Annotated in this window: 14 protein-coding genes, 11 tRNA genes, 2 rRNA genes and 1 other annotated feature; of the genes, 1 reads left to right on the top strand and 26 read right to left on the bottom strand. The window is 35.1% G+C overall.

What is annotated here, in order from left to right; genetic code table 11:
• Positions 1–155 precede the first annotated feature (155 nt).
• The 24 genes from B7R67_RS00135 to guaB all read right to left on the bottom strand — a co-directional run bounded on the left by B7R67_RS00135 (position 156) and on the right by guaB (position 18,576).
• On the bottom strand, positions 156–947 hold the full coding sequence (locus B7R67_RS00135) for a lipase family protein (RefSeq protein WP_088066400.1): 792 nt from the start codon (positions 945–947) through the stop codon (positions 156–158).
• A 62-nt stretch (positions 948–1,009) separates the two neighbouring features.
• Positions 1,010–3,418: a glycogen/starch/alpha-glucan phosphorylase gene (locus B7R67_RS00130; protein WP_088066398.1), complete on the bottom strand. Its 2,409-nt coding sequence runs from the start codon at positions 3,416–3,418 to the stop codon at positions 1,010–1,012.
• Positions 3,419–3,442: 24 nt separating this feature from the next.
• On the bottom strand, positions 3,443–4,876 hold the full coding sequence (glgA, locus tag B7R67_RS00125; RefSeq protein WP_088066396.1) for a glycogen synthase GlgA: 1,434 nt from the start codon (positions 4,874–4,876) through the stop codon (positions 3,443–3,445).
• A complete protein-coding gene (locus tag B7R67_RS00120) occupies positions 4,870–5,889 on the bottom strand; it encodes a GlgC family sugar phosphate nucleotidyltransferase (protein ID WP_088066394.1) in 1,020 nt (339 codons plus the stop codon). The genes glgA and B7R67_RS00120 overlap by 7 nt, the downstream gene beginning before the upstream one ends.
• A 48-nt stretch (positions 5,890–5,937) precedes the next feature.
• Positions 5,938–7,065: a glucose-1-phosphate adenylyltransferase gene (locus tag B7R67_RS00115; RefSeq protein WP_088066392.1), complete on the bottom strand. Its 1,128-nt coding sequence runs from the start codon at positions 7,063–7,065 to the stop codon at positions 5,938–5,940.
• The gene (gene glgB / locus B7R67_RS00110; protein WP_142289497.1) at positions 7,013–8,944 is read right to left on the bottom strand and encodes a 1,4-alpha-glucan branching protein GlgB; all 1,932 of its coding nucleotides are present in this window, start codon (positions 8,942–8,944) and stop codon (positions 7,013–7,015) included. Before glgB ends, B7R67_RS00115 begins: the two co-directional genes overlap by 53 nt.
• Positions 8,945–9,441: 497 nt before the next feature.
• Positions 9,442–10,341 carry a DMT family transporter gene (locus tag B7R67_RS00105; RefSeq protein ID WP_088066390.1) on the bottom strand — a complete coding sequence of 300 codons (900 nt, stop codon included), beginning with the start codon at positions 10,339–10,341 and terminating at the stop codon, positions 9,442–9,444.
• Complete coding sequence (locus B7R67_RS00100; RefSeq protein ID WP_088066387.1) at positions 10,338–10,892, bottom strand: bifunctional transcriptional activator/DNA repair enzyme AdaA; 555 nt, start codon at positions 10,890–10,892, stop codon at positions 10,338–10,340. Before B7R67_RS00100 ends, B7R67_RS00105 begins: the two co-directional genes overlap by 4 nt.
• 285 nt (positions 10,893–11,177) lie before the next feature.
• Positions 11,178–11,249, bottom strand: a tRNA-Glu gene (locus B7R67_RS00095).
• A gap of 11 nt (positions 11,250–11,260) precedes the next feature.
• Positions 11,261–11,351, bottom strand: a tRNA-Ser gene (locus tag B7R67_RS00090).
• A gap of 7 nt (positions 11,352–11,358) precedes the next feature.
• Positions 11,359–11,433, bottom strand: a tRNA-Asn gene (locus B7R67_RS00085).
• Between the two features lie 22 nt (positions 11,434–11,455).
• Positions 11,456–11,532: transfer RNA gene (locus B7R67_RS00080), tRNA-Ile, on the bottom strand.
• 16 nt (positions 11,533–11,548) lie between these two features.
• Positions 11,549–11,619 (bottom strand) — tRNA-Gly (locus B7R67_RS00075).
• Positions 11,620–11,625: 6 nt separating this feature from the next.
• Positions 11,626–11,701 (bottom strand) — tRNA-His (locus B7R67_RS00070).
• Between the two features lie 5 nt (positions 11,702–11,706).
• Positions 11,707–11,782 (bottom strand) — tRNA-Thr (locus tag B7R67_RS00065).
• A gap of 20 nt (positions 11,783–11,802) precedes the next feature.
• A tRNA-Phe gene (locus B7R67_RS00060) sits at positions 11,803–11,878 on the bottom strand.
• An 8-nt stretch (positions 11,879–11,886) separates the two neighbouring features.
• Positions 11,887–11,962, bottom strand: a tRNA-Asp gene (locus B7R67_RS00055).
• Between the two features lie 3 nt (positions 11,963–11,965).
• A tRNA-Met gene (locus B7R67_RS00050) sits at positions 11,966–12,042 on the bottom strand.
• 52 nt (positions 12,043–12,094) lie between these two features.
• Positions 12,095–12,187 (bottom strand) — tRNA-Ser (locus tag B7R67_RS00045).
• Positions 12,188–12,434: 247 nt separating this feature from the next.
• A complete protein-coding gene (serS, locus tag B7R67_RS00040; RefSeq protein ID WP_088066386.1) occupies positions 12,435–13,709 on the bottom strand; it encodes a serine--tRNA ligase in 1,275 nt (424 codons plus the stop codon).
• Between the two features lie 68 nt (positions 13,710–13,777).
• Positions 13,778–14,004: a binding site (T-box leader), on the bottom strand.
• A gap of 50 nt (positions 14,005–14,054) precedes the next feature.
• Positions 14,055–14,645, bottom strand: a complete 591-nt coding sequence (pdxT, locus tag B7R67_RS00035) for a pyridoxal 5'-phosphate synthase glutaminase subunit PdxT (protein ID WP_088066384.1) — start codon at positions 14,643–14,645, stop codon at positions 14,055–14,057.
• Between the two features lie 9 nt (positions 14,646–14,654).
• Positions 14,655–15,539 carry a pyridoxal 5'-phosphate synthase lyase subunit PdxS gene (gene pdxS, locus B7R67_RS00030; RefSeq protein ID WP_056471238.1) on the bottom strand — a complete coding sequence of 295 codons (885 nt, stop codon included), beginning with the start codon at positions 15,537–15,539 and terminating at the stop codon, positions 14,655–14,657.
• Positions 15,540–15,670: 131 nt separating this feature from the next.
• Positions 15,671–17,038, bottom strand: coding sequence for a D-alanyl-D-alanine carboxypeptidase family protein (locus B7R67_RS00025; protein ID WP_088066382.1), 1,368 nt, complete (start codon positions 17,036–17,038; stop codon positions 15,671–15,673).
• 74 nt (positions 17,039–17,112) lie between these two features.
• Positions 17,113–18,576: an IMP dehydrogenase gene (guaB, locus tag B7R67_RS00020; RefSeq protein ID WP_088066380.1), complete on the bottom strand. Its 1,464-nt coding sequence runs from the start codon at positions 18,574–18,576 to the stop codon at positions 17,113–17,115.
• A gap of 115 nt (positions 18,577–18,691) precedes the next feature.
• Between guaB and B7R67_RS00015 the strand changes: the two genes are divergently transcribed.
• On the top strand, positions 18,692–19,651 hold the full coding sequence (locus B7R67_RS00015; protein ID WP_088066379.1) for a YaaC family protein: 960 nt from the start codon (positions 18,692–18,694) through the stop codon (positions 19,649–19,651).
• 40 nt (positions 19,652–19,691) lie between these two features.
• Here B7R67_RS00015 and rrf read toward each other — a convergent pair.
• Both rrf and B7R67_RS00005 read right to left on the bottom strand, forming a co-directional pair.
• Positions 19,692–19,807, bottom strand: a 5S ribosomal RNA gene (gene rrf / locus B7R67_RS00010).
• 55 nt (positions 19,808–19,862) lie between these two features.
• Positions 19,863–20,179 (bottom strand): 23S ribosomal RNA (locus B7R67_RS00005); the annotation flags it as partial.

Here is a 20,179-nt window from a genome sequence, read left to right as displayed (position 1 = left end):
TTTCTTTATTGCTTTATCTACTGAACGGTGTTCTTTACTAGCAAAAATAACTCCAAGACTAGAAAGACAAGCATTTTAAATCATCCTGAAAATCTGATTTACAGGATTTTCTACACAAAAAAACTAGTCATAATATGTGACTAGTTTTTTTGTCATTAAATTATTTCTTCAACCGACTCATCTTCACGAAGTTTATAAGTAAATGTAGGCGTATAATCATACTTCTCCTTCATCTCTTTTACTCCCTCAATATATGCCGATAAATGATGACTTTTTGCAATGGTTCCTTTATTAAGTGAAAAAGTGATTCCATGTTTTACTTGAACATACTCTAGGAAAATGTTCAAAGGCTTCACTTCTACTTTAAAAGGTGGGCTTAATGGAACGATATCATATAAATTAACAAATCTCATACTATGACGAACAAATTCATCATATTTTTCTTTAAACTTTATATTACCAACTTTCGGAGAGCCAAAGGTATAAACATTTGGATTGCAAATTCCTGTCATCGCTAACTCATATCCTAATAACGTAGCTAATGAACCACCTAAACTATGCCCGGTTATGAATATTTTTTTGGATAGGGCCTTCTCTTTTACGATTGCTAATAGCATTTCTCTACAAGATTGATAAATTGATAGGAAACCTGAATGTACACTCCCGCCATCCATCACAAATGGAAATAAATCTTGATCAATTTTTAAATCAGCTAACCAATCTAAATCTGATTTTGTCCCTCTAAATACGATGATCAAAGAATCTTCATTTTCAATGATATAACCAAACCATTCTTGCTCAACAATTGCGCATGCTTTGATTGTATCTACTAATGAATAAGTTGCTGGAATCATAAATTTACCATCATTATCAAATTGTACATATGCCTGTTCGCAACACAGTAATAAATCTAATGCCTTATCATAGTCAACTGAAAGGAATTTCAATCTATCTCTCCTTTCTCTTATCTTACGATTAAGTGAAAAACCTCCCTATTGCTACAAGGAGGTTAAGAGTGATGTAAAGTTCTTTGATGTATATTCCAAATATCTGTTGCATATTGACGGATTGTTCGATCACTCGTGAAAAATCCTGATTTCGCGACATTGTGCAGACTTTTTAATGCCCAGTCTTTTTTATTTTGATAAGTAGAATTAATACATTCATGTGCTTTTACATATGATGAGAAGTCTCTAAGTAAGAAATACTCATCATTATACGACATAAGCGAGTCAAAAATTGGTTCAAATTCTTCTCTAGGCAATGGAAATAAACCATGCAGTAATTGATCTAATACTTTTTTTATTCGCTGATCATGATGGTAATAATCACTACTTTTATATCCACCATGCTGATAGTAATTTAATACTTCATCAGCAGTCAGACCGAATGTAAAAATATTCTCCTCGCCAACTTCTCTTAAAATTTCAATATTTGCTCCATCCAACGTTCCAATTGTTAATGCACCATTCATCATAAACTTCATATTTCCAGTACCTGATGCTTCTTTACTTGCAGTTGAAATCTGTTCACTTACATCCGCTGCTGGAAAAATGATTTCCCCTAATGAAACCCGATAGTTTTCAATAAAAATCACTTTAATATATTGACTAATATAGGAATCATGATTCACAACATCAGCCACCGAATGAATTAATTTTATGATTTTTTTAGCAAAATAATAACCTGGTGATGCTTTCGCTCCAAAAATGAAGGTTCTAGGATGCATTTTGAAATGCGAATCTTCCTTTAAGCGATTATAAAGATACATGATATGTAAAACATTTAATAATTGTCTCTTATACGCATGCATCCTTTTTACTTGAATATCAAATATAGAATCTGTATCTAGGGCAATGCCATTTGTATAGTGAACGTAATTTTCGAGTACTTCTTTTCTTTTTTTCTTTACGTCCATAAATTTCGTTAAAAAGGCTTCATCCTTTTGATACTTTAATAGATTTTCAAGCTGAGTTGGCTCATGGATCCACCCGTCACCAATTGATTCATTTAATAAGCTACTAAGCTCTGGATTACATTGGAGTAACCATCTTCTATGAGTTATCCCATTCGTTTTATTATTAAACTTATATGGCTCATACTCATAAAAAAGCTTCATTTCTCTTTGTTTTAATATTTCAGTATGAATTTCAGCTACACCGTTAACGCTTTTACTCCCTACAATGGCAAGGTGGGCCATTTTAACGACTCCATGAGCAATAATTGCCATTTGCTCTATTCGATTCCAATCACCAGGATATCTTTGCCAAAGTTCATTACAATATCTTTCATTTATTTCTTCAACAATCATATAAATCCTTGGTAATAAAGGCTTAAACAAATCCACTCGCCATTTTTCTAGAGCTTCTGATAATGTAGTATGATTTGTATAAGAAATTGTTTGTGTTGTAATTTCCCAAGCTTCTTCCCACGATAGCTTTTCAACGTCAATTAATATCCTCATTAATTCTGGGATTGCTAAGACAGGATGAGTGTCATTTACATGGATCGCAATTTCCTCGTGTAGCTTGCGAATATTTCCATATTGTTCTTTATATGAATCTACTATTCTTTGAATACTCGCTGAGACTAAAAAATATTGTTGTTTTAGACGTAGTATTTTCCCTTCATCATGCGTATCATCAGGATATAAAAATTCTGAAACTGCTTCTGCTTCTCTTTTATATTTCATTAGTGATTTATTGGATGAATGGGAAGATGCCTCAGCACTCCATAATCTTAGTGTATTGACAGTATTTGTATGATACCCAATAATCGGTAGATCGTATGGTACCGCTGTAATTGCTTCAGCTCCATGAATTCTAAACTCTAATCTATTTTTATTATTAAATGCTTCTACTTCCCCACCAAACAAAACTTCGATTGCTTGATCATCTCTTCTAACTTCCCATACATTTCCGTATTTCAACCATTGTTCAGGCAATTCTACTTGATACCCATCCACAATTTTTTGGTCGAAGAGGCCATGTTTGTAGCGAATACCACATCCATGACCAGGTAAATCCTGTGACGCTAAAGAATCAAGAAAACAGGAAGCCAATCGACCAAGACCACCATTTCCTAGTCCTGCATCACTTTCAAATTCTTCGAGATCACTTAAAGAAATCCCTAATTTTTCTAGGCCAGATTCACATAACTCTCTAAGTCCTAGATGAATTAGATTGCTTTTCAAGAGTTTGCCTAATAAAAACTCTATCGATAAATAATAAACTTGTTTTTTACGTTCTAAACGATACTGTTCACTCGTTCCCAACCAATTACCGCTTATATGTTCACGAATCATTGTTCCAAGTGTTTGAAACTGCTCTTGAGTAGTGCTTTCTGCAATATTCTTTCCATGCATACTTTCTAGTTTTTCTTTAAAACACCACTCAAATTCCTCCACACTAGAAAACATGGAATCACCTCGCCCTTAAAGTTTTTACTTCGATGATTGCATATATAATTTTGCATATTCTTTCGCAGATTTTAGCCAGCTTGAATCTCTACTAATTGCATTTTTTCTAACTGCTTTCCATTGCTTTTTGTTCTCATAAATGCTCAAACCACGTTCAATCGTATGAAGCATATCGTGAGCATTATAGTTTTTAAACGTAAATCCGTTTCCACTATGCGTCTCTTCATTATATGATTGGACAGTATCGTTTAGCCCCCCAGTTTCCCTTACGATTGGGACGCAACCGTACTTCATTGCGATAAGTTGACCTAAACCACATGGTTCGAATAATGAAGGCATTAAGAATAAATCAGCACCTGCATAAATCTGATGGGCAAAACTTTCATCAAAACCAATATATGCTCTTACTTTTTCATAGTAATTATGTTCCATTGCTTTGAAGAAGTTTTCAAACTCTTCGTCACCTGTACCTAAAATGACAACTTGGACGTCATGATCCATCATTTGAGGAAATACATGTTGAATGAGGTCGATCCCTTTTTGACTTGTTAAACGAGAAACCATCGCAATAACTGGAATTGTTTCATCCATTTTTAAAGCCAATGACTCTTGTAACTTTAATTTGTTTTCTAGTTTGTTTTCAATTGTAAATTCATCATAGTTAGAATGGATTTTCCGATCAGTAGACGGATTATAAATTGTTTCATCGATCCCGTTTACAATTCCGAAAAGTTTGTGATTATGCTCACGTAAAAGCCCATCTAATTGCTCTCCAAAAAACTCATGCTTAATTTCTTCTTTATATGTTGGACTTACAGTTGTTACGATATCACTAGAAATAATTCCAGCTTTCATAAAGTTGATGCAATCATAAAACTTCAAGTAATCATCGCGGAAATATTGTTCATCAATCCCCAAAATATCATCCATTACTACCTTTGAAAAAACGCCTTGGAATTGTAAATTATGGATTGTAAAAACAGATTTCATATCTGGATTAATGTCTTTTAAGGCATCATACTCTTTCATGAAGAATGGGATCATTGCAGTGTGCCAATCATGGCAGTGAATGACATCTGGAATAAAATCTAATTCACGAATACATTCAATTGCCGCTAAAGAAAAAAATGCATAACGCTCTCCGTCATCGAAATGACCATACAATTTATCGCGGTTAAAATAGTATTCGTTATCAATAAAATAATAAGTTGTCCCTTCAACATTCAATTCATATAATCCACAATACTGTTTTCTCCATCCTAGATTTATAGAAAGTTCTTTTACTAGCTTGGCTTCTTCTCGATATTTAGCAGGGATTAATGAGTAAAATGGAAGCATGACTCTTACATTCATGTTTAACTTATTCAAATATTTAGGAAGAGCGCCTGCAACATCTGCAAGCCCTCCTGATTTAACAAACGGTACGCATTCTGAAACAATATATAAAACATTTACCACTGAATCAACGCTCCTTGAACTGAACCTTTTTGAAGCACTACTGGCTCACTTAAGCTCCCTTTTATTTCAACACCATCTTCAATACGTACATCTTTATCTAAGATAACTCCATCTAATATACAGTTATCTCCAATGTTTGATTTTTGCATAACAATACAATTGCGAATAATTGTATTTTTTCCAATTTTCACTGCTCTTGAGATAATACTGTTTTCTACTGTACCTTCTATTACACAACCATTCGCTACAATAGAATTTTTAACGATTGCTTCTTTAGAGTATTTAGTAGGTGGCTCATCTTTTACTTTTGTAAAAACCGGATAAGATTTTAAGAATAATTGATTCCACGTTTCAGGATTTAATAATTTCATACTTTGCTCGAAATAATCCTCGATCGTTTGAATGATTGCAACTTGCTGAGGAATTTCATACCCGCTTAAATCGACCTCATTATTTTGATCACGTACAACGTCCATAATTGTTTCATAACCTTTTTCATGGAAGTTTTCAAATAACTTTAACAATAAATCCTTTTCTAGGATATATATGTTTAGAGACTTACCAAATTGTTTTAATTCAGTAATTTGAGCATTCGTTTCGATATGTCTCTTTAAAATTGGTCTAAAATCAACAGAACAAATCGTATAAGTATTAGCTACAACTACATACTTTTGAGTAGAACGTTGTAAAAATTGGATATGCTTTTCAATGAAATCAAATGTCCCAAAAGCTCCATCATTTGGCTCTGGAGTAAAAATAAATAATCCATCCTTTTTACGATTTAAGTCCCAATGTTTACCGGAGCCTAAATGATCAATAATTGAACGGTAAGGTTGATCAGGAAATACAGCAACACTTGTAATGCCTGAGTTTACCATATTACTTAACATAAAATCGATTAAACGGTAACGACCAGCGTAAGGAAGCGTAGCAAGTGGTCGATGCTGTGTTAACGGTTTTAAAGATTCAAAATGTGTAGACGCCTCAATTATTCCTAGCATTGTATGTTTCATTAAATTTCCCTCTCAATCTATTTTTCTATTTGAGGAATGAGCCACCTCTTATTCTTCGTTCGTAATTAAAATTACTTCTTCATACTCCTTCTCAGGACGCAATAAACTTCCATCGGCAATAACCATCCCAGGAGCCACTACTGCATTTTCTATTCGAACATCTTTTCCAATTACGCAACCTGGCATTACAACAGAATCCTTAATCATACTACCTTCTCCAATTGTAACCCCTTGGAATAACACAGAATGTGAAACATAGCCTTCAACGACACACCCTTCATTAATAAGTGAATCTTCAACGATTGCCGTTGGAGCAATGTATTGTGGTGGTTGATTTGGATTAACTGAGTAAATTCGCCAATCGCGGTCATAGATATTTAATTCACTTTCTTCGTTTAACAAATCCATATTTGCTTCCCATAGACTTTTAACAGTTCCTACATCTTTCCAATAACCTTGGAATGGATATGCTACTATTTTTTTCTTTTCTTCTAATAAAAGTGGAATAACATCTTTTCCAAAATCATTACTTGATTCTGGGTTTCGATCATCCATCTCTAAAAATTCTTTTAATACATTCCATTTGAAAATATAAATCCCCATTGACGCTAGATTACTCTTCGGATATTGAGGCTTTTCTTCAAATTCTATAATGTCCATTTCATCATTTGTATTCATAATGCCAAAACGATTAGCTTCTTCGATTGGAACCTCAATGACCGAAATCGATACATCTGCTTCTTTTTCAATGTGATACTCTAGCATCTTGCTATAGTCCATTTTGTATATATGATCTCCTGAAAGAATTAACACATATTCAGGATGATATTGCTTTATATAATTTAAATTTTGATAAATCGCACTTGCTGTTCCTGTATACCATTTAACACCTGATGCTTCAGAATATGGCGGTAAAACTGTAACTCCTCCATTTAATCTGTCTAAATCCCACGCACTTCCAATTCCAATATATGAATTTAATACAAGTGGCTGATATTGAGTTAGAACTCCGACAGTATCAATACCTGAATTTGTACAATTACTTAATGTAAAATCGATGATGCGATATTTACCTCCAAAAGCTACTGCTGGCTTTGCTAGCTCCTTAGTAAGAGAACTTAATCTACTCCCTTTTCCCCCTGCTAGTAACATTGCTACGCATTTTTTCTGAACCATTGCTGCTAATCCCCTTTCGCATTTTTACTGGACGAATAATTGTGAAACTAAAAGCAGGTAGTGCGATTTGAATGCTATATGGTAAACCGTGGAATGGTTTTTCTTCTGCCTCAATAACAGAACGATTTATTTTACGATCTCCACCAAATTGTACATATTCGCTAGAAAGCAATTCCTTATATCGGTGCTTAGCAGGTACTCCAATTCGATATGTATCATATGAAATCTCTCTGAAATTACAGATTACGATTACATAATCATCCTTGTTTTTACCTTTACGGATAAAAGAAAATACACTTTGTTCAGCATTATTTGCATCAATCCAAGAGAATCCATCCCAATGGTTATCAACTTCATAAAGTGATTTATTTTTTTTGTAAATCGATAATAATTCTTTTACGTACTCGTTCATCTTTGCATGATATTCATAATCTTTAATCATCCAATCAACTTGCTCTAAATCCTTCCATTCATCAAATTGCCCAAATTCACTGCCCATAAACAAAAGCTTCTTTCCAGGGTGAGATAAATAATACCCATATAAGGCTCTTAATTGAGCGAACTTTTCTTCATACGAACCTGGCATTTTGTTGAGTAAAGACTTTTTGCCATGAACTACCTCATCATGCGAAAAAGGCAAAACAAAATTTTCCGAGAAGGCATATAAAAACGAGAAAGTCATCCGATTATGATGATGCTTCCTTTCAGTTGGGTATGTCTCCATATATGTCAAAACATCGTTCATCCAACCCATATTCCACTTAAAATTGAAGCCTAATCCACCTTCGTAAGTAGGCGCAGTAACTAATGGCCAGTCTGTAGAATCTTCTGCTATCATTAATACTTGTGAATCATGCTCGAATACAACCTCATTTAATTTTCTTAAAAATGAAGTTGCGTAAGGATTTTCTTCATTTTTATTTTTCCAATAAAGAATATTTGCAACAGCATCTACTCTGAATCCATCAATATGAAAGTAATCTAACCAAAATAATGCATTTGAAATAAGAAATGATTTTACCTCTGGTTTTGATAAATCAAAATTTGCAGTTCCCCATACTTCATTTTCTCTTTCATCATAACCTTCATATTCATATGTTGGTTCTCCATCAAACATGTATAAACCATGTGAATCCTTACAAAAATGACCTGGTACCCAATCCATAATGACACCTATGCTATTTTGATGACACTCATCGATAAAGTTCATTAATTCATGTGGGTTGCCGTATCGACTAGTAGCCGAAAAGTATCCTACACCCTGATATCCCCAAGAACGATCATACGGATGCTCTACTAAAGGTAGTATTTCAATATGGGTAAAACCATGCTCTTTAACATACGGAATTAACTCCGAAGCAAGTTCAGCGTATGTATAAAAGTCTCCATTTTCTTTCTTTTTCCAAGATCCTAAATGTACTTCATAGATTAAAACCGGCTCTTCATAAACTGATTTTTTAAATTTCTGCTTACGGTATTTGGAATCTTTCCATTTATAACCCGAGAGATCGTAAACAACTGAAGCAGTATTCGGTCGAATCTCACTATAAAATGCATAAGGATCACTTTTTAATAAAACTTCATCACTTTTTGTTAAAATCTCATATTTATAAATCGTCCCATGACCGATTTCAGGAATCGTAAGCGTCCATATTCCTTCATCATTCAACTTCTCCATTTTATGTTTAGAACCATTCCACTTATTAAAGTCCCCAACAACCGAGACACCCTTCGCATGTGGAGCCCACAATGTAAAAGTCGTTCCAACTTTATTTCCTTTTTTTACAATATGTGCACCAAAGCATTCATAGCTGTGATATAAACTTCCTTCATGAAATAAATGCACATCAAACTCAGTTGGTCGTGTCAAAAGCAACATCCTCACCTCATTACAATCTATGAAATTCTTCTATGTCTTAATATTCTACAAATATATATTTTTACCTTGTATTTATGCAAAAAAAATTCAAAAACATTTTTTACCAAATGAATCACTATTCATGAAACCGTTGTCATTATTACGTTTGTCGTAAAAATGTCGAATTTGTCGAATGAATAATTACGAATAAATATACAATATCACCTTGAGATTCCTTATGATAATTTGCAATTTTCTGATTTAGTATAAAATTTCATTCATATTTTTCACTTTTAACGCATATAAACTTGAACTTTATTAAGAATTGTAGAAGATTGTCGGATTAAGACAGCGACCAATTTTCTAAAAAATTTAAAAAAGTATTTTAGCATTAATAGAAAATCGATGATGAATGTGGAAATAAGTTTAAAATTTGTTCACTTTATTTGCATTGTCTACATATTAAAAAGGACCTCTCATAAAAGAAGGTCCTCTCAGTTAATCTTATAAGTTACCAGTTAAAGTTGCATTCGCTTGCTCGATGTTATTCCTCGAATATGAAGATCTGATATAAGGAATACACTTCCTAATATCACTACAAAACCAAATAACATTCCTAAAGTTATCTGTTCATGTAAGATTAGCACTCCCCATAATATCCCAAAAACAGGAATTAAAAATGTAACACTTAATGTTTTAGTTGGACCAACGCTTTCTATTAAATAAAAATATAAAAGATATGCAATTGCCGTACAAAATATTGCTAGCCCTACAACTGCAAAGATTGAAATACTGGATATTTTATTTGTAGACGGTGGCAAATTAAATAATGTAAATGGTAAAAGAATGACTGTTGCACCAATTTGCTGTCCAGTGGCAAGTGAAAGTGGGGAGACACCAACAAATACTTTTTTAGCATACACACCTGCAAAGCCATATGAAATAGTTGATAAAACCGCGAGGCCAATTGCTATTTTAGTTTCAAAAGTAATTGGTATTGAACTCCATCCTACTAATAGAATGACTCCTAACACTCCTACAAAGATTCCTAACCACTTTCTCAAAATTAGTCTTTCTTTTGTCCATCCCCATAAAACTAGTGCTGTAAAAAGAGGTGTTAAAGAATTGAGAATAGATGACATAGATGCAGTTAAATATAATGCTGCTGTTGCTATTAATGTAAATGGAATAGCTGCGTTTAATGCTCCTATTATTAAATACTGCTTCCATCTCTTATTAAATTGTAATGACTGTTTAGTGAAGATAAGATACAGGAGTAATGCAGCAGTCGCAATTGTGACCCTTCCCTGAATTGTTAGAAAAGGTCCAAATACTGGTGATGCGATTCGAATAAACAAGAAAGAAGCTCCCCATAAGGCTGCTAGTCCAAATAAAGCAATCCCTTCTTTCAACTTCATACGCTTTCTCCTTTTCTGTATGCTGATGGAGTTGAATTTAAATGTTGACGAAACAAGCTTGAAAAATGCGCTGAGCTCTTAAATCCAAGATGGTAAGCAATTTCTGTTATTGATTGATTAGTTGTGAGAAGTAGCTTTGCTGCCTCTTTTAATTTTAAATTAGTAGCGTATTCTAATGGTGATAGCCCAGTGGCTTTTTTATATAATCTTTGCAAATGAAATTTACTTACACCTACCTCATGAGCTAATCTGTCTAATGTTAAATTACTTCTATATTCCTTTTCAATGAATTGATTTGCTATCGAAATTATTTCATCCTCATTGGAAAGTAATAGCTCAGGACGGCATCTTTTACAAGGGCGGTAACCATCGTTTATCGCCAAAGAGACCGTAGGATAAAAAGATATATTTTCTTTTAACGGTGTTTTTGATTTACAAGAGGGTTTACAACAAATCCTTGTAGACTTTACAGCATAGATAAAGACTCCATCAAAGTTATGATCACAAACTTTAACTGCGTTCCACATAACACGATCGTTTAAACTGTACACTCTATCACCTCAACTTTAGCTATTCACATTTTAGCACTAAGGTAATACCTCTGCTTTCATATTCTTGCTATCTAATTTTATATTTCATTCCAAATTGTATTCATGTGCTTTATTGCTATTTTAAGGACAGGAGAATCGAAAGGCAAGCGTTCGAACAAGTAAGAGTAAAGTTATAAGAAGGCTTTTAGGATTTGCATGAAACTAGAGGATATAGGAAAGATTATTCCCTAGACAAATAAAAAAACTCAGTTACCTGTGTTATCACAAATAACTGAGCTTTAGATATGACCCGTACGGGATTCGAACCCGTGTTACCGCCGTGAAAGGGCGGTGTCTTAACCACTTGACCAACGGGCCAAAAAAAAATATGGCAGAGAAGAAGGGATTCGAACCCTCGCACCGGTTACCCGATCTACACCCTTAGCAGGGGCGCCCCTTGAGCCACTTGGGTACTTCTCTATAATTATGGCTCCGCAGGTAGGGTTCGAACCTACGACCACTCGGTTAACAGCCGAGTGCTCTACCACTGAGCTACTGCGGAATAATCATTTTAAATAATATAATGGTGGGCCTAAATGGACTCGAACCATCGACCTCACGCTTATCAGGCGTGCGCTCTAACCAGCTGAGCTATAGGCCCATTAAATTATATTAAAAGCGGGTGATGGGAATCGAACCCACGACCGAAGCTTGGAAGGCTTCTATTTTACCATTAAACTACACCCGCATAATATGGGGCGACCGATGGGAATCGAACCCACGAGTGTCGGAACCACAATCCGATGCGTTAACCACTTCGCCACGACCGCCATGATGGTGCCGACTAGAGGACTTGAACCCCCAACCTACTGATTACAAGTCAGTTGCTCTACCAATTGAGCTAAGTCGGCCTAATACTATTTATTTAAGATGGTGGCTCGGGACGGAATCGAACCGCCGACACGAGGATTTTCAGTCCTCTGCTCTACCGACTGAGCTACCGAGCCATCTTAAATGGCGGTCCCGACCGGGATCGAACCGGCGATCTCCTGCGTGACAGGCAGGCATGTTAACCGCTACACCACGGGACCATTTGGTTGCGGGGACAGGATTTGAACCTGCGACCTTCGGGTTATGAGCCCGACGAGCTACCAGACTGCTCCACCCCGCGATAATTTGGATTTAAATTAATTAAAATCCGTAAATATTATTTTAAATAAAAATGGAGGAGTAAGAGGGATTCGAACCCCCGCGGGCTGTTACACCCCTGTCGGTTTTCAAGACCGATCCCTTCAGCCAGACTTGGGTATTACTCCGTATTGACAAGATTTATAATAACATGCAGTAAAAATATGGTCAAGCATTTTTCAAAAAAAATTTATATTTTTTTTGAAATAACTATTTCCTCTTTCTTCACCTATATAGTATGGCTTTTTTATACCGTATTTATCCATAAGATCAAAAAATGGGACAGAGAATACAAAAGTATTTTTTCTGCCCCATTTCTTAATTTGAAACAATTTATCACTCATTAAATATTAATATTCCAATAGATTTTATAAATTATTTAATGACTTCTTTTCCACCCATATATGGACGAAGAACTTCCGGAATAACAACTGAACCATCTGCTTGTTGGTAGTTTTCTAAAATTGCAGAAACCGTACGTCCAATTGCAAGACCAGAACCATTTAATGTATGAAGAAATTCTGGTTTACCTTTAGGTTCACGTCGGAAACGAATATTTGCGCGTCTAGCTTGGAACGCTTCAAAATTACTACAAGAAGAAATTTCTTTGTAAGCATCATAGCTCGGTAACCAAACTTCGATATCATATGTTTTTGCTGAAGTAAATCCAATATCACCAGCACATAAAGTAATTACACGGTAAGGTAACCCTAATAATTGAAGAACTTTTTCAGCGTGAGTTGTTAATTTTTCTAACTCAATATAAGAATCCTCAGGCTTTACAAAACGTACTAGTTCAACTTTATTAAACTGGTGCTGACGAATTAAACCTCTTGTATCACGCCCTGCAGAACCAGCTTCAGAACGGAAACAAGCACTATATGCAGTATAAGCAATAGGTAATTGAGCAGCATCAAGAATTTCATCACGATGATAGTTTGTAACTGGTACTTCAGCAGTTGGTACTAAGAAGAAATCTTCTTTTTCTACACGAAATGCGTCTTCTTCAAACTTTGGTAATTGTCCTGTACCAGTCATGCTAGCACGATTAACAAGGTTTGGTGGAAGCATTTCTGTGTATCCATGTTCCTCAGTGTGAAGATCTAACATAAAGCTAATAAGAGCACGCTCTAGTCTAGCTCCTAATCCTTTATAAAACGTAAAGCGGCTACCAGTAACTTTAGCTCCTCTTTCGAAATCTAAGATGTCTAAATCAACACCTAAATCCCAATGCGCTTTTGGTTCAAAGTCGAATTGACGAACTTCACCGATTCTACGAATTTCAACATTATCTTCTTCTGTAAGTCCAACTGGTACAGAATCATTAACTAAGTTTGGAATAGTATACAGAATTGCATCTAATTGCTCTTCTAATACTCTTATTTCCTCATCAAGCTCTTTAATTTTATCGCCAACTTCTCTCATCTCAAGAATTAAAGCATCAGCGTCTTTTTTCTCGCGCTTTAATACACTTATTTCTTGGCTAACTTCATTACGGCGGCTTTTTAACCCTTCAACTTGAACAAGTAATTCTCTTCTGTTTAGATCTAAGTCTTCAAATTTTTCGATATAGCTAATATCTCCACCGCGTAGCTGAAGCTTAGCTTTTACATCTTCAAAATTACTACGTAATAATTTAATGTCTAACATTTCAATTCCTCCTATTTTTCTAATGTCTAAAAGATTTAAAAAAGAATACAAAAAAGCCCTCATCCCTATAAAGGGACGAGAGCTACCCGCGTTGCCACCCTAATTGAAGAATTAATAACTAATTCTTCCACCTTAGTATAGTTAACGGACTATAAAACCGGAGTTATTTACTAGCTAATTTAGCATTCCATAACTCACTCAAGAATGGATTCACAAGTCTTCATTATCGGTTTGCACCAACCACCGACTCTCTAAAAATTTAGAACTTGTTACTATTTTCTTTCATCGCTTTAGACAATTTAAATTATATTTTAATTTACTATAAGCTTTTACTTTTTTCAATAGTTACATACTTAAATTTGCATTTTTTTCCTTAACTATTTCAACAAAGTAATCCATCATACGATAATCATTCGTTAATTCTGGGTGAAAAGACGCTGCTAACATGTGGTTTTGTCTAACTGCTACAATATTACCATCATGCTCAGCAATCACCTCTGCATCACCAGAAACTGACTGAATGAATGGCGCTCTGATAAAAACAGCAGGGTAGTCTTCACATACACCTTTAATTGGTATATTAACTTCAAAACTATCTACCTGTCTTCCGAAAGCATTACGCTCAGCTACCATATCCATTACACCTAAATGCACAGTATCATCATTTGCAATCTCTTTGGAAAGTAAAATCATACCTGCACAAGTACCGAATGCTGGTAAGCCATTTTCGATTTTCTCTTTTAAAGGCTGTAATAACCCTACATGGTCAAGTAATTTACGCATAGCAGTACTTTCTCCACCAGGTAATACAATCCCATCAAGACCATCTAAATGTTCTACACGCTTTACGATAACAGCTTCAGCACCACATGCTTTAATAGCATTTATATGTTCTTGAACTGCCCCTTGTAACGCTAATACACCTATTTTCATAATTTCACCAACTTAAATGCTACGATCTTGCATACGATCAGCTGCAGCAAGTTGTCTCATGTCGATACCTTTCATAGCAGGACCTAAGTTCTTAGAAAGGTTAGCGATTAACTCATAATCTTGATAGTGAGTAGTAGCTTGTACAATTGCACGAGCAAATTTCTCAGGGTTTTCTGATTTAAAGATACCAGATCCTACGAATACACCATCTGCGCCTAATTCCATCATTAAAGCTGCATCTGCAGGAGTTGCTACACCACCAGCTGCAAAGTTAACAACAGGTAAACGACCAAGTTCTTTAATTTGAAGTAATAATTCGAATGGAGCGCCAAGATTTTTAGCTTCAACCATTAACTCATCGCGTGATAAACCAACTACTTTACGAATTTCTCCGTTAATTTGGCGTAAGTGACGTACAGCCTCTACGATGTTTCCTGTACCAGGCTCACCTTTTGTACGTAACATTGATGCACCTTCACCAATACGACGAAGTGCTTCACCTAAGTTACGGCAACCACAAACGAATGGAACTGTGTAATCAGATTTATTAATGTGGAAAATATCATCTGCTGGAGATAATACCTCACTCTCATCAATATAATCTACTCCCATTGCTTCTAAAACACGAGCTTCAACGATATGTCCAATACGTGCTTTAGCCATTACAGGAATACTAACTGCGTTAAGAATTTCTTCAGTAATACTTGTATCAGCCATACGAGCTACTCCACCAGCTGCACGAATATCAGATGGTACTTTTTCTAATGCCATTACTGCTACTGCACCTGCAGCTTCAGCAATTTTAGCTTGCTCAGCATTTACTACGTCCATAATTACGCCGCCCTTTTGCATTTCTGCCATGCCGCGTTTTACACGTTCTGTTCCTGTTAAATTCATTGTTTTGCCCCTCCATTATTAAAGCTTACTTGGTAACACTTGAATATTTCTCTTCCCCAATATTTAGTTACCTTACTTACATTTTACTGAAAAAATGTCAACTTAACAATTACAGATATTTTTATTTAAGATTATTTAAATAATCCAGAGATTCCACCAACGATGCTATCCCATAAATTTCCAAAGAACGAACCAATTCCTCTAAATGTTAGAACTAACCAATTAGCTTTATCAACACTCTTATCAACTACTAAGTCAGTTCCTTGATTATTCGAATTGATAAACCCTAAATCATCATTTTTTGAAGATTTTACTACGATTTGTCCAACTTTAGTACCCTTTTTAATCGGAGCGATTACATTTCCGTTCTTATCAATTGATTTCCCAGACAATTGAATAGCTGCTTTGTAGTTTTTACCTTCTCCACGTTTTACAGCTAATGTAACATCATCTTTCGCGATCACTTTTACTTCTTTATCTTTACCCTTAATTACTTTAACTGTTTTATTCCCTTTTACAGTTTGGCCTTTTGAAACTAAAGTTACTTTTTCAAAATTACTGAAACCATAATCCATTAATTTAGCTGTCTCACTAAATCTTGAATTATATGAGTTAGCGCCCATTACAACCGTAATATAACGTTGACCATCTCTTTCAGCAGTACCAGTAAAACAGAAGCCAGCTGAATCTGTTGATCCTGTTTTTAATCCATCCATACCTTGGTATGCAAATACTAATCCTGGTAACATCCAGTTCCAGTTATCCATTTTTACTGGATATTTCTTACCTTCTTGGAATATTTTCTTTGGAATTGAAGAAGTTTGAAGCACTTCTGGGTATGTTTTAATAAGATTATAAGCTAATTTTGCAACACCATTCGCACTCATGATATTTTCATCAGTAAGCGATGTGCCCTCTGGTTGCATACCTTGTAAATCTTTATTTACTAATCCAGTTGCATTTACAAACTTAACTTCGCCTAGATTTAGTTGTTTTGCTTTATTATTCATTAATTGAACGAAATTTTTCTCAGATCCACCAATTTTTTCTGCAAGTGCAATTGTCGCACCATTTGCAGAATAAATTGCTGCTGCTTCATATAATTCTTTTACAGTATATTTTCCACCTAACTCAAGTGGTACATTTGATAAACCAGTATTTTGCGAGATTTTATGAGCGTATTCTGATACCGTAACTTCTTCGTCCCAAGAAATTTCGCCTTTTTTTACCGCTTCATTAACAAGATATTCTGTCATCATTTTTGACATACTTGCTATAGGTAGCGGAGCTTTAGAGTTTTTCTCATATAATATTTTCCCTGAGTTCGCATCGACTAAAATTGCTGCTTTGGCTTGAACACCTAAAACGTCTTCTGCAGCTACTGGTCGTAAGTTTACAGGGATGATAATCGTTATTGCTAATGCTATTACTAATAGTTTGGTTAGTATGTTCTTTCCAATCACTTTCTTACCTCCAACACTTAATGTCAACTTGTTCATTTTAACATAATTATTTCCCAAAAAATAGGCAACTACAATTTCTTGTAATTGCCTAAGATTCATTGCTTTAATTATTATAGAGAATAATTTGGTGATTCTTTTGTAATTTGGACATCATGTGGATGACTTTCGCGTAAACCAGCGCCAGTCATACGAATGAATTGTGCGTTATCTCTTAATTCCGTTAATGTTGCAGTACCACAGTATCCCATACCAGCTCTAATTCCGCCGATTAGTTGGTGAACTGTATCAGCCAATGGTCCTTTATATGGAACACGACCTTCGATACCTTCTGGAACTAATTTCTTATTACCCTCTTGGAAGTAGCGATCTTTACTACCTCTTTCCATTGCTCCTACAGAACCCATTCCTCGATATACTTTAAATTGTCTACCTTGGTAGATTTCTGTTTCACCAGGGCTTTCTTGTACGCCAGCAAACATGCTTCCTAACATAACTACATGTCCACCAGCTGCAAGAGCTTTTACGATATCACCAGAATATTTAATACCACCGTCAGCTATAATTGGAACACCATATTCTCTAGCTACAGATGCACAATCATATACAGCCGTTAATTGTGGCACACCTACACCAGCTACAACACGTGTAGTACAAATTGAACCAGGTCCAATACCTACTTTTACAATATCAGCACCAGCTTCAATAAGTTCTTTCGTTGCCTCACCTGTTGCTACATTACCAGCGATAATCGCTAATTCCGGGAAATTTTTTCTAATTTCTTGTACTTTTTCAATAACACCTTTAGAGTGACCATGAGCAGTATCAATTACGATTACATCAACATTAGCTTTTACTAAAAGTTCTACTCGTTGAAGTGCATCCTTTGTTACACCTACAGCTGCACCTACAAGTAAACGACCTTGGTGGTCTTTTGCAGAGTTAGGAAACTCGATTACTTTTTCGATATCCTTAATTGTAATTAGGCCTTTTAAAGTACCATCTTCATCAACTAGGGGTAGCTTTTCAATTTTATGTTTTTGAAGAATTTTTTCTGCTTCTGCAAGTGTAGTTCCAACTGGAGCAGTTACAAGATTTTCTTTTGTCATTACATCTGAGATAACAATTGAAAAGTCTTGAATAAATCGTAAATCACGATTTGTTAGAATACCTACTAATTTTCTATTTTCTGTGTCATCTACAATAGGAACACCTGAAATACGATATTTTCCCATTAAATATTCAGCATCTGCAACCTTATGAGATGGTGTTAAGAAAAATGGATCATCAATTACACCACTTTCAGAACGCTTAACTTTATCTACTTGTTCAGCTTGCTCTTCAATAGACATATTCTTGTGTATTATGCCTAGTCCACCTTGTCTAGCCATTGCAATAGCCATATCTGCTTCTGTAACTGTGTCCATACCAGCACTAATTAATGGAATATTTAACTGAATTTTTTCCGTTAATTTTACACTTACGTCAACTTGATTTGGAAGTACTTCAGATTTCGCTGGAACTAATAAAACATCATCAAAAGTAAGTCCTTCTTTTACGAATTTCGATTCCCACATAAAAAAGCCCCCCTATACACGTATAAATATTATTAGTAGATTAACAATAGGAGAAAACACTGTCAAGGAAGTCATATTATGTTTAAATATTCAGTTAATAAGGAGCCCCTATCTTATGTTATATTCGTATAATAATGTATGGGATGAGTTATGTTACTTTAGCTCTGCGCAGTATTCAAAAAACTATCTCCAGGCAAAATATGAACGGTCTAAATCTACCGATCAAAAGACAAAAGCATTTCATAATGCTTATCCATTTTTATATTATCTTGAACATGGAAAAAGCTATTTCGATGCAGCTAAACATTCACAAATAAACGTAAAACCGACTTTATTATTTTACGGACTTGTCCAATTACTAAAAGCTTGTATTCTGACTGTGGATCCTTATTACCCTAGTTCCACAGCGATATTAGCCCATGGTGTAACTTCAAGGAAAATAAAGAAAATAGGTTATTCTTTTACAGATGACGAAGTAAAAATTCAAAAAAATGGATTGTTCACACATGCCTCAAAGGTATTATTTAATATAAATAATTTAGAGGGCGAAAAATTTACGATGCTTCAATTACTTCAGTCAATTCCTGAATTGAGTAAAATCCTCAAAATCACAAAAAATGGAAGCACATTTATTCCAATTACAATTGAAAATGATCTTATTACAATACCGGAGCAAATTTTATCATCCTATCATTTTACTTCGGAACGTTTTATTTCATTTCTTCATTCTAAACAAGCTACATTAGATATTGTAATTGTTGAACAGAATCAAAAGCAAATTAAAATTAAGTCAAATTTTCCTGATAAACTTTTAAACAAACCACCATTTTACTTTAATCTATTTAGTCAAAACTACTTATTAAAATCTCAGAAAGAGTCACTATTTTTATTACCTGAAATACTTTACCATTATTTACTACTATATAATTTAAGTATGATTTGTCGTTATGAAACGGACTGGTGGTGTGAACTCCTACAATCATATTCTACTGATGATTATCCACTAATCAATCAATTTTTAACGACAACTGAACAAAAAATTCCGTACTTAATTCACCGGTTTTTAACTACATAATGCAAAAAAAACATCAGCCTATAAGCTGATGTTTTTTTTTACCAGGCGACGTTCTACTCTCACAGGGGGAAACCCCCAACTACCATCGACGCTGAAGAGCTTAACTGCCGTGTTCGGTATGGGAACGGGTGTGACCTCTTCGCAATAATCACCTGATTGATTGAGTTGTACTTCGTACCCTCAAAACTAGATAATGTCATTATCAAACTTGTTAGTTAAGTCCTCGACCGATTAGTATCAGTCAGCTCCACGTGTCACCACGCTTCCACCTCTGACCTATCAACCTGATCGTCTCTCAGGGGTCTTACTAGCTTAACGCTATGGGAAATCTCATCTTGAGGGGGGCTTCATGCTTAGATGCTTTCAGCACTTATCCCTTCCACACATAGCTACCCAGCCATGCTCTTGGCAGAACAACTGGTACACCAGCGGTGTGTCCATCCCGGTCCTCTCGTACTAAGGACAGCTCCTCTCAAATTTCCTGCGCCCACGACGGATAGGGACCGAACTGTCTCACGACGTTCTGAA

It is taken from the genome of Gottfriedia luciferensis (assembly GCF_002156865.1).
Classification (GTDB): Bacteria; Bacillota; Bacilli; order Bacillales; family Bacillaceae_G; genus Gottfriedia; species Gottfriedia luciferensis.
The sequence above is the reverse complement of the archived record's forward strand: the minus strand, read 5'-3'. Positions and strand labels throughout refer to the sequence as shown.

What these genes read in the sequence shown, in the direction of transcription:
- B7R67_RS00130 (WP_088066398.1), bottom strand. Translation starts at nt 3,418, where the DNA reads ATGTTTTCTAGTGTGGAGGAATTTGAGTGGTGTTTTAAAGAAAAACTA.
- B7R67_RS00105 (WP_088066390.1), bottom strand. Translation starts at nt 10,341, where the DNA reads ATGAAGTTGAAAGAAGGGATTGCTTTATTTGGACTAGCAGCCTTATGG.
- B7R67_RS00120 (WP_088066394.1), bottom strand. Translation starts at nt 5,889, where the DNA reads ATGAAACATACAATGCTAGGAATAATTGAGGCGTCTACACATTTTGAA.
- B7R67_RS00015 (WP_088066379.1), top strand. Translation starts at nt 18,692, where the DNA reads ATGTTATATTCGTATAATAATGTATGGGATGAGTTATGTTACTTTAGC.
- glgB (WP_142289497.1), bottom strand. Translation starts at nt 8,944, where the DNA reads ATGTTGCTTTTGACACGACCAACTGAGTTTGATGTGCATTTATTTCAT.
- B7R67_RS00115 (WP_088066392.1), bottom strand. Translation starts at nt 7,065, where the DNA reads ATGGTTCAGAAAAAATGCGTAGCAATGTTACTAGCAGGGGGAAAAGGG.
- pdxS (WP_056471238.1), bottom strand. Translation starts at nt 15,539, where the DNA reads ATGAATTTAACAGGAACAGAACGTGTAAAACGCGGCATGGCAGAAATG.
- guaB (WP_088066380.1), bottom strand. Translation starts at nt 18,576, where the DNA reads ATGTGGGAATCGAAATTCGTAAAAGAAGGACTTACTTTTGATGATGTT.
- B7R67_RS00025 (WP_088066382.1), bottom strand. Translation starts at nt 17,038, where the DNA reads ATGAACAAGTTGACATTAAGTGTTGGAGGTAAGAAAGTGATTGGAAAG.
- serS (WP_088066386.1), bottom strand. Translation starts at nt 13,709, where the DNA reads ATGTTAGACATTAAATTATTACGTAGTAATTTTGAAGATGTAAAAGCT.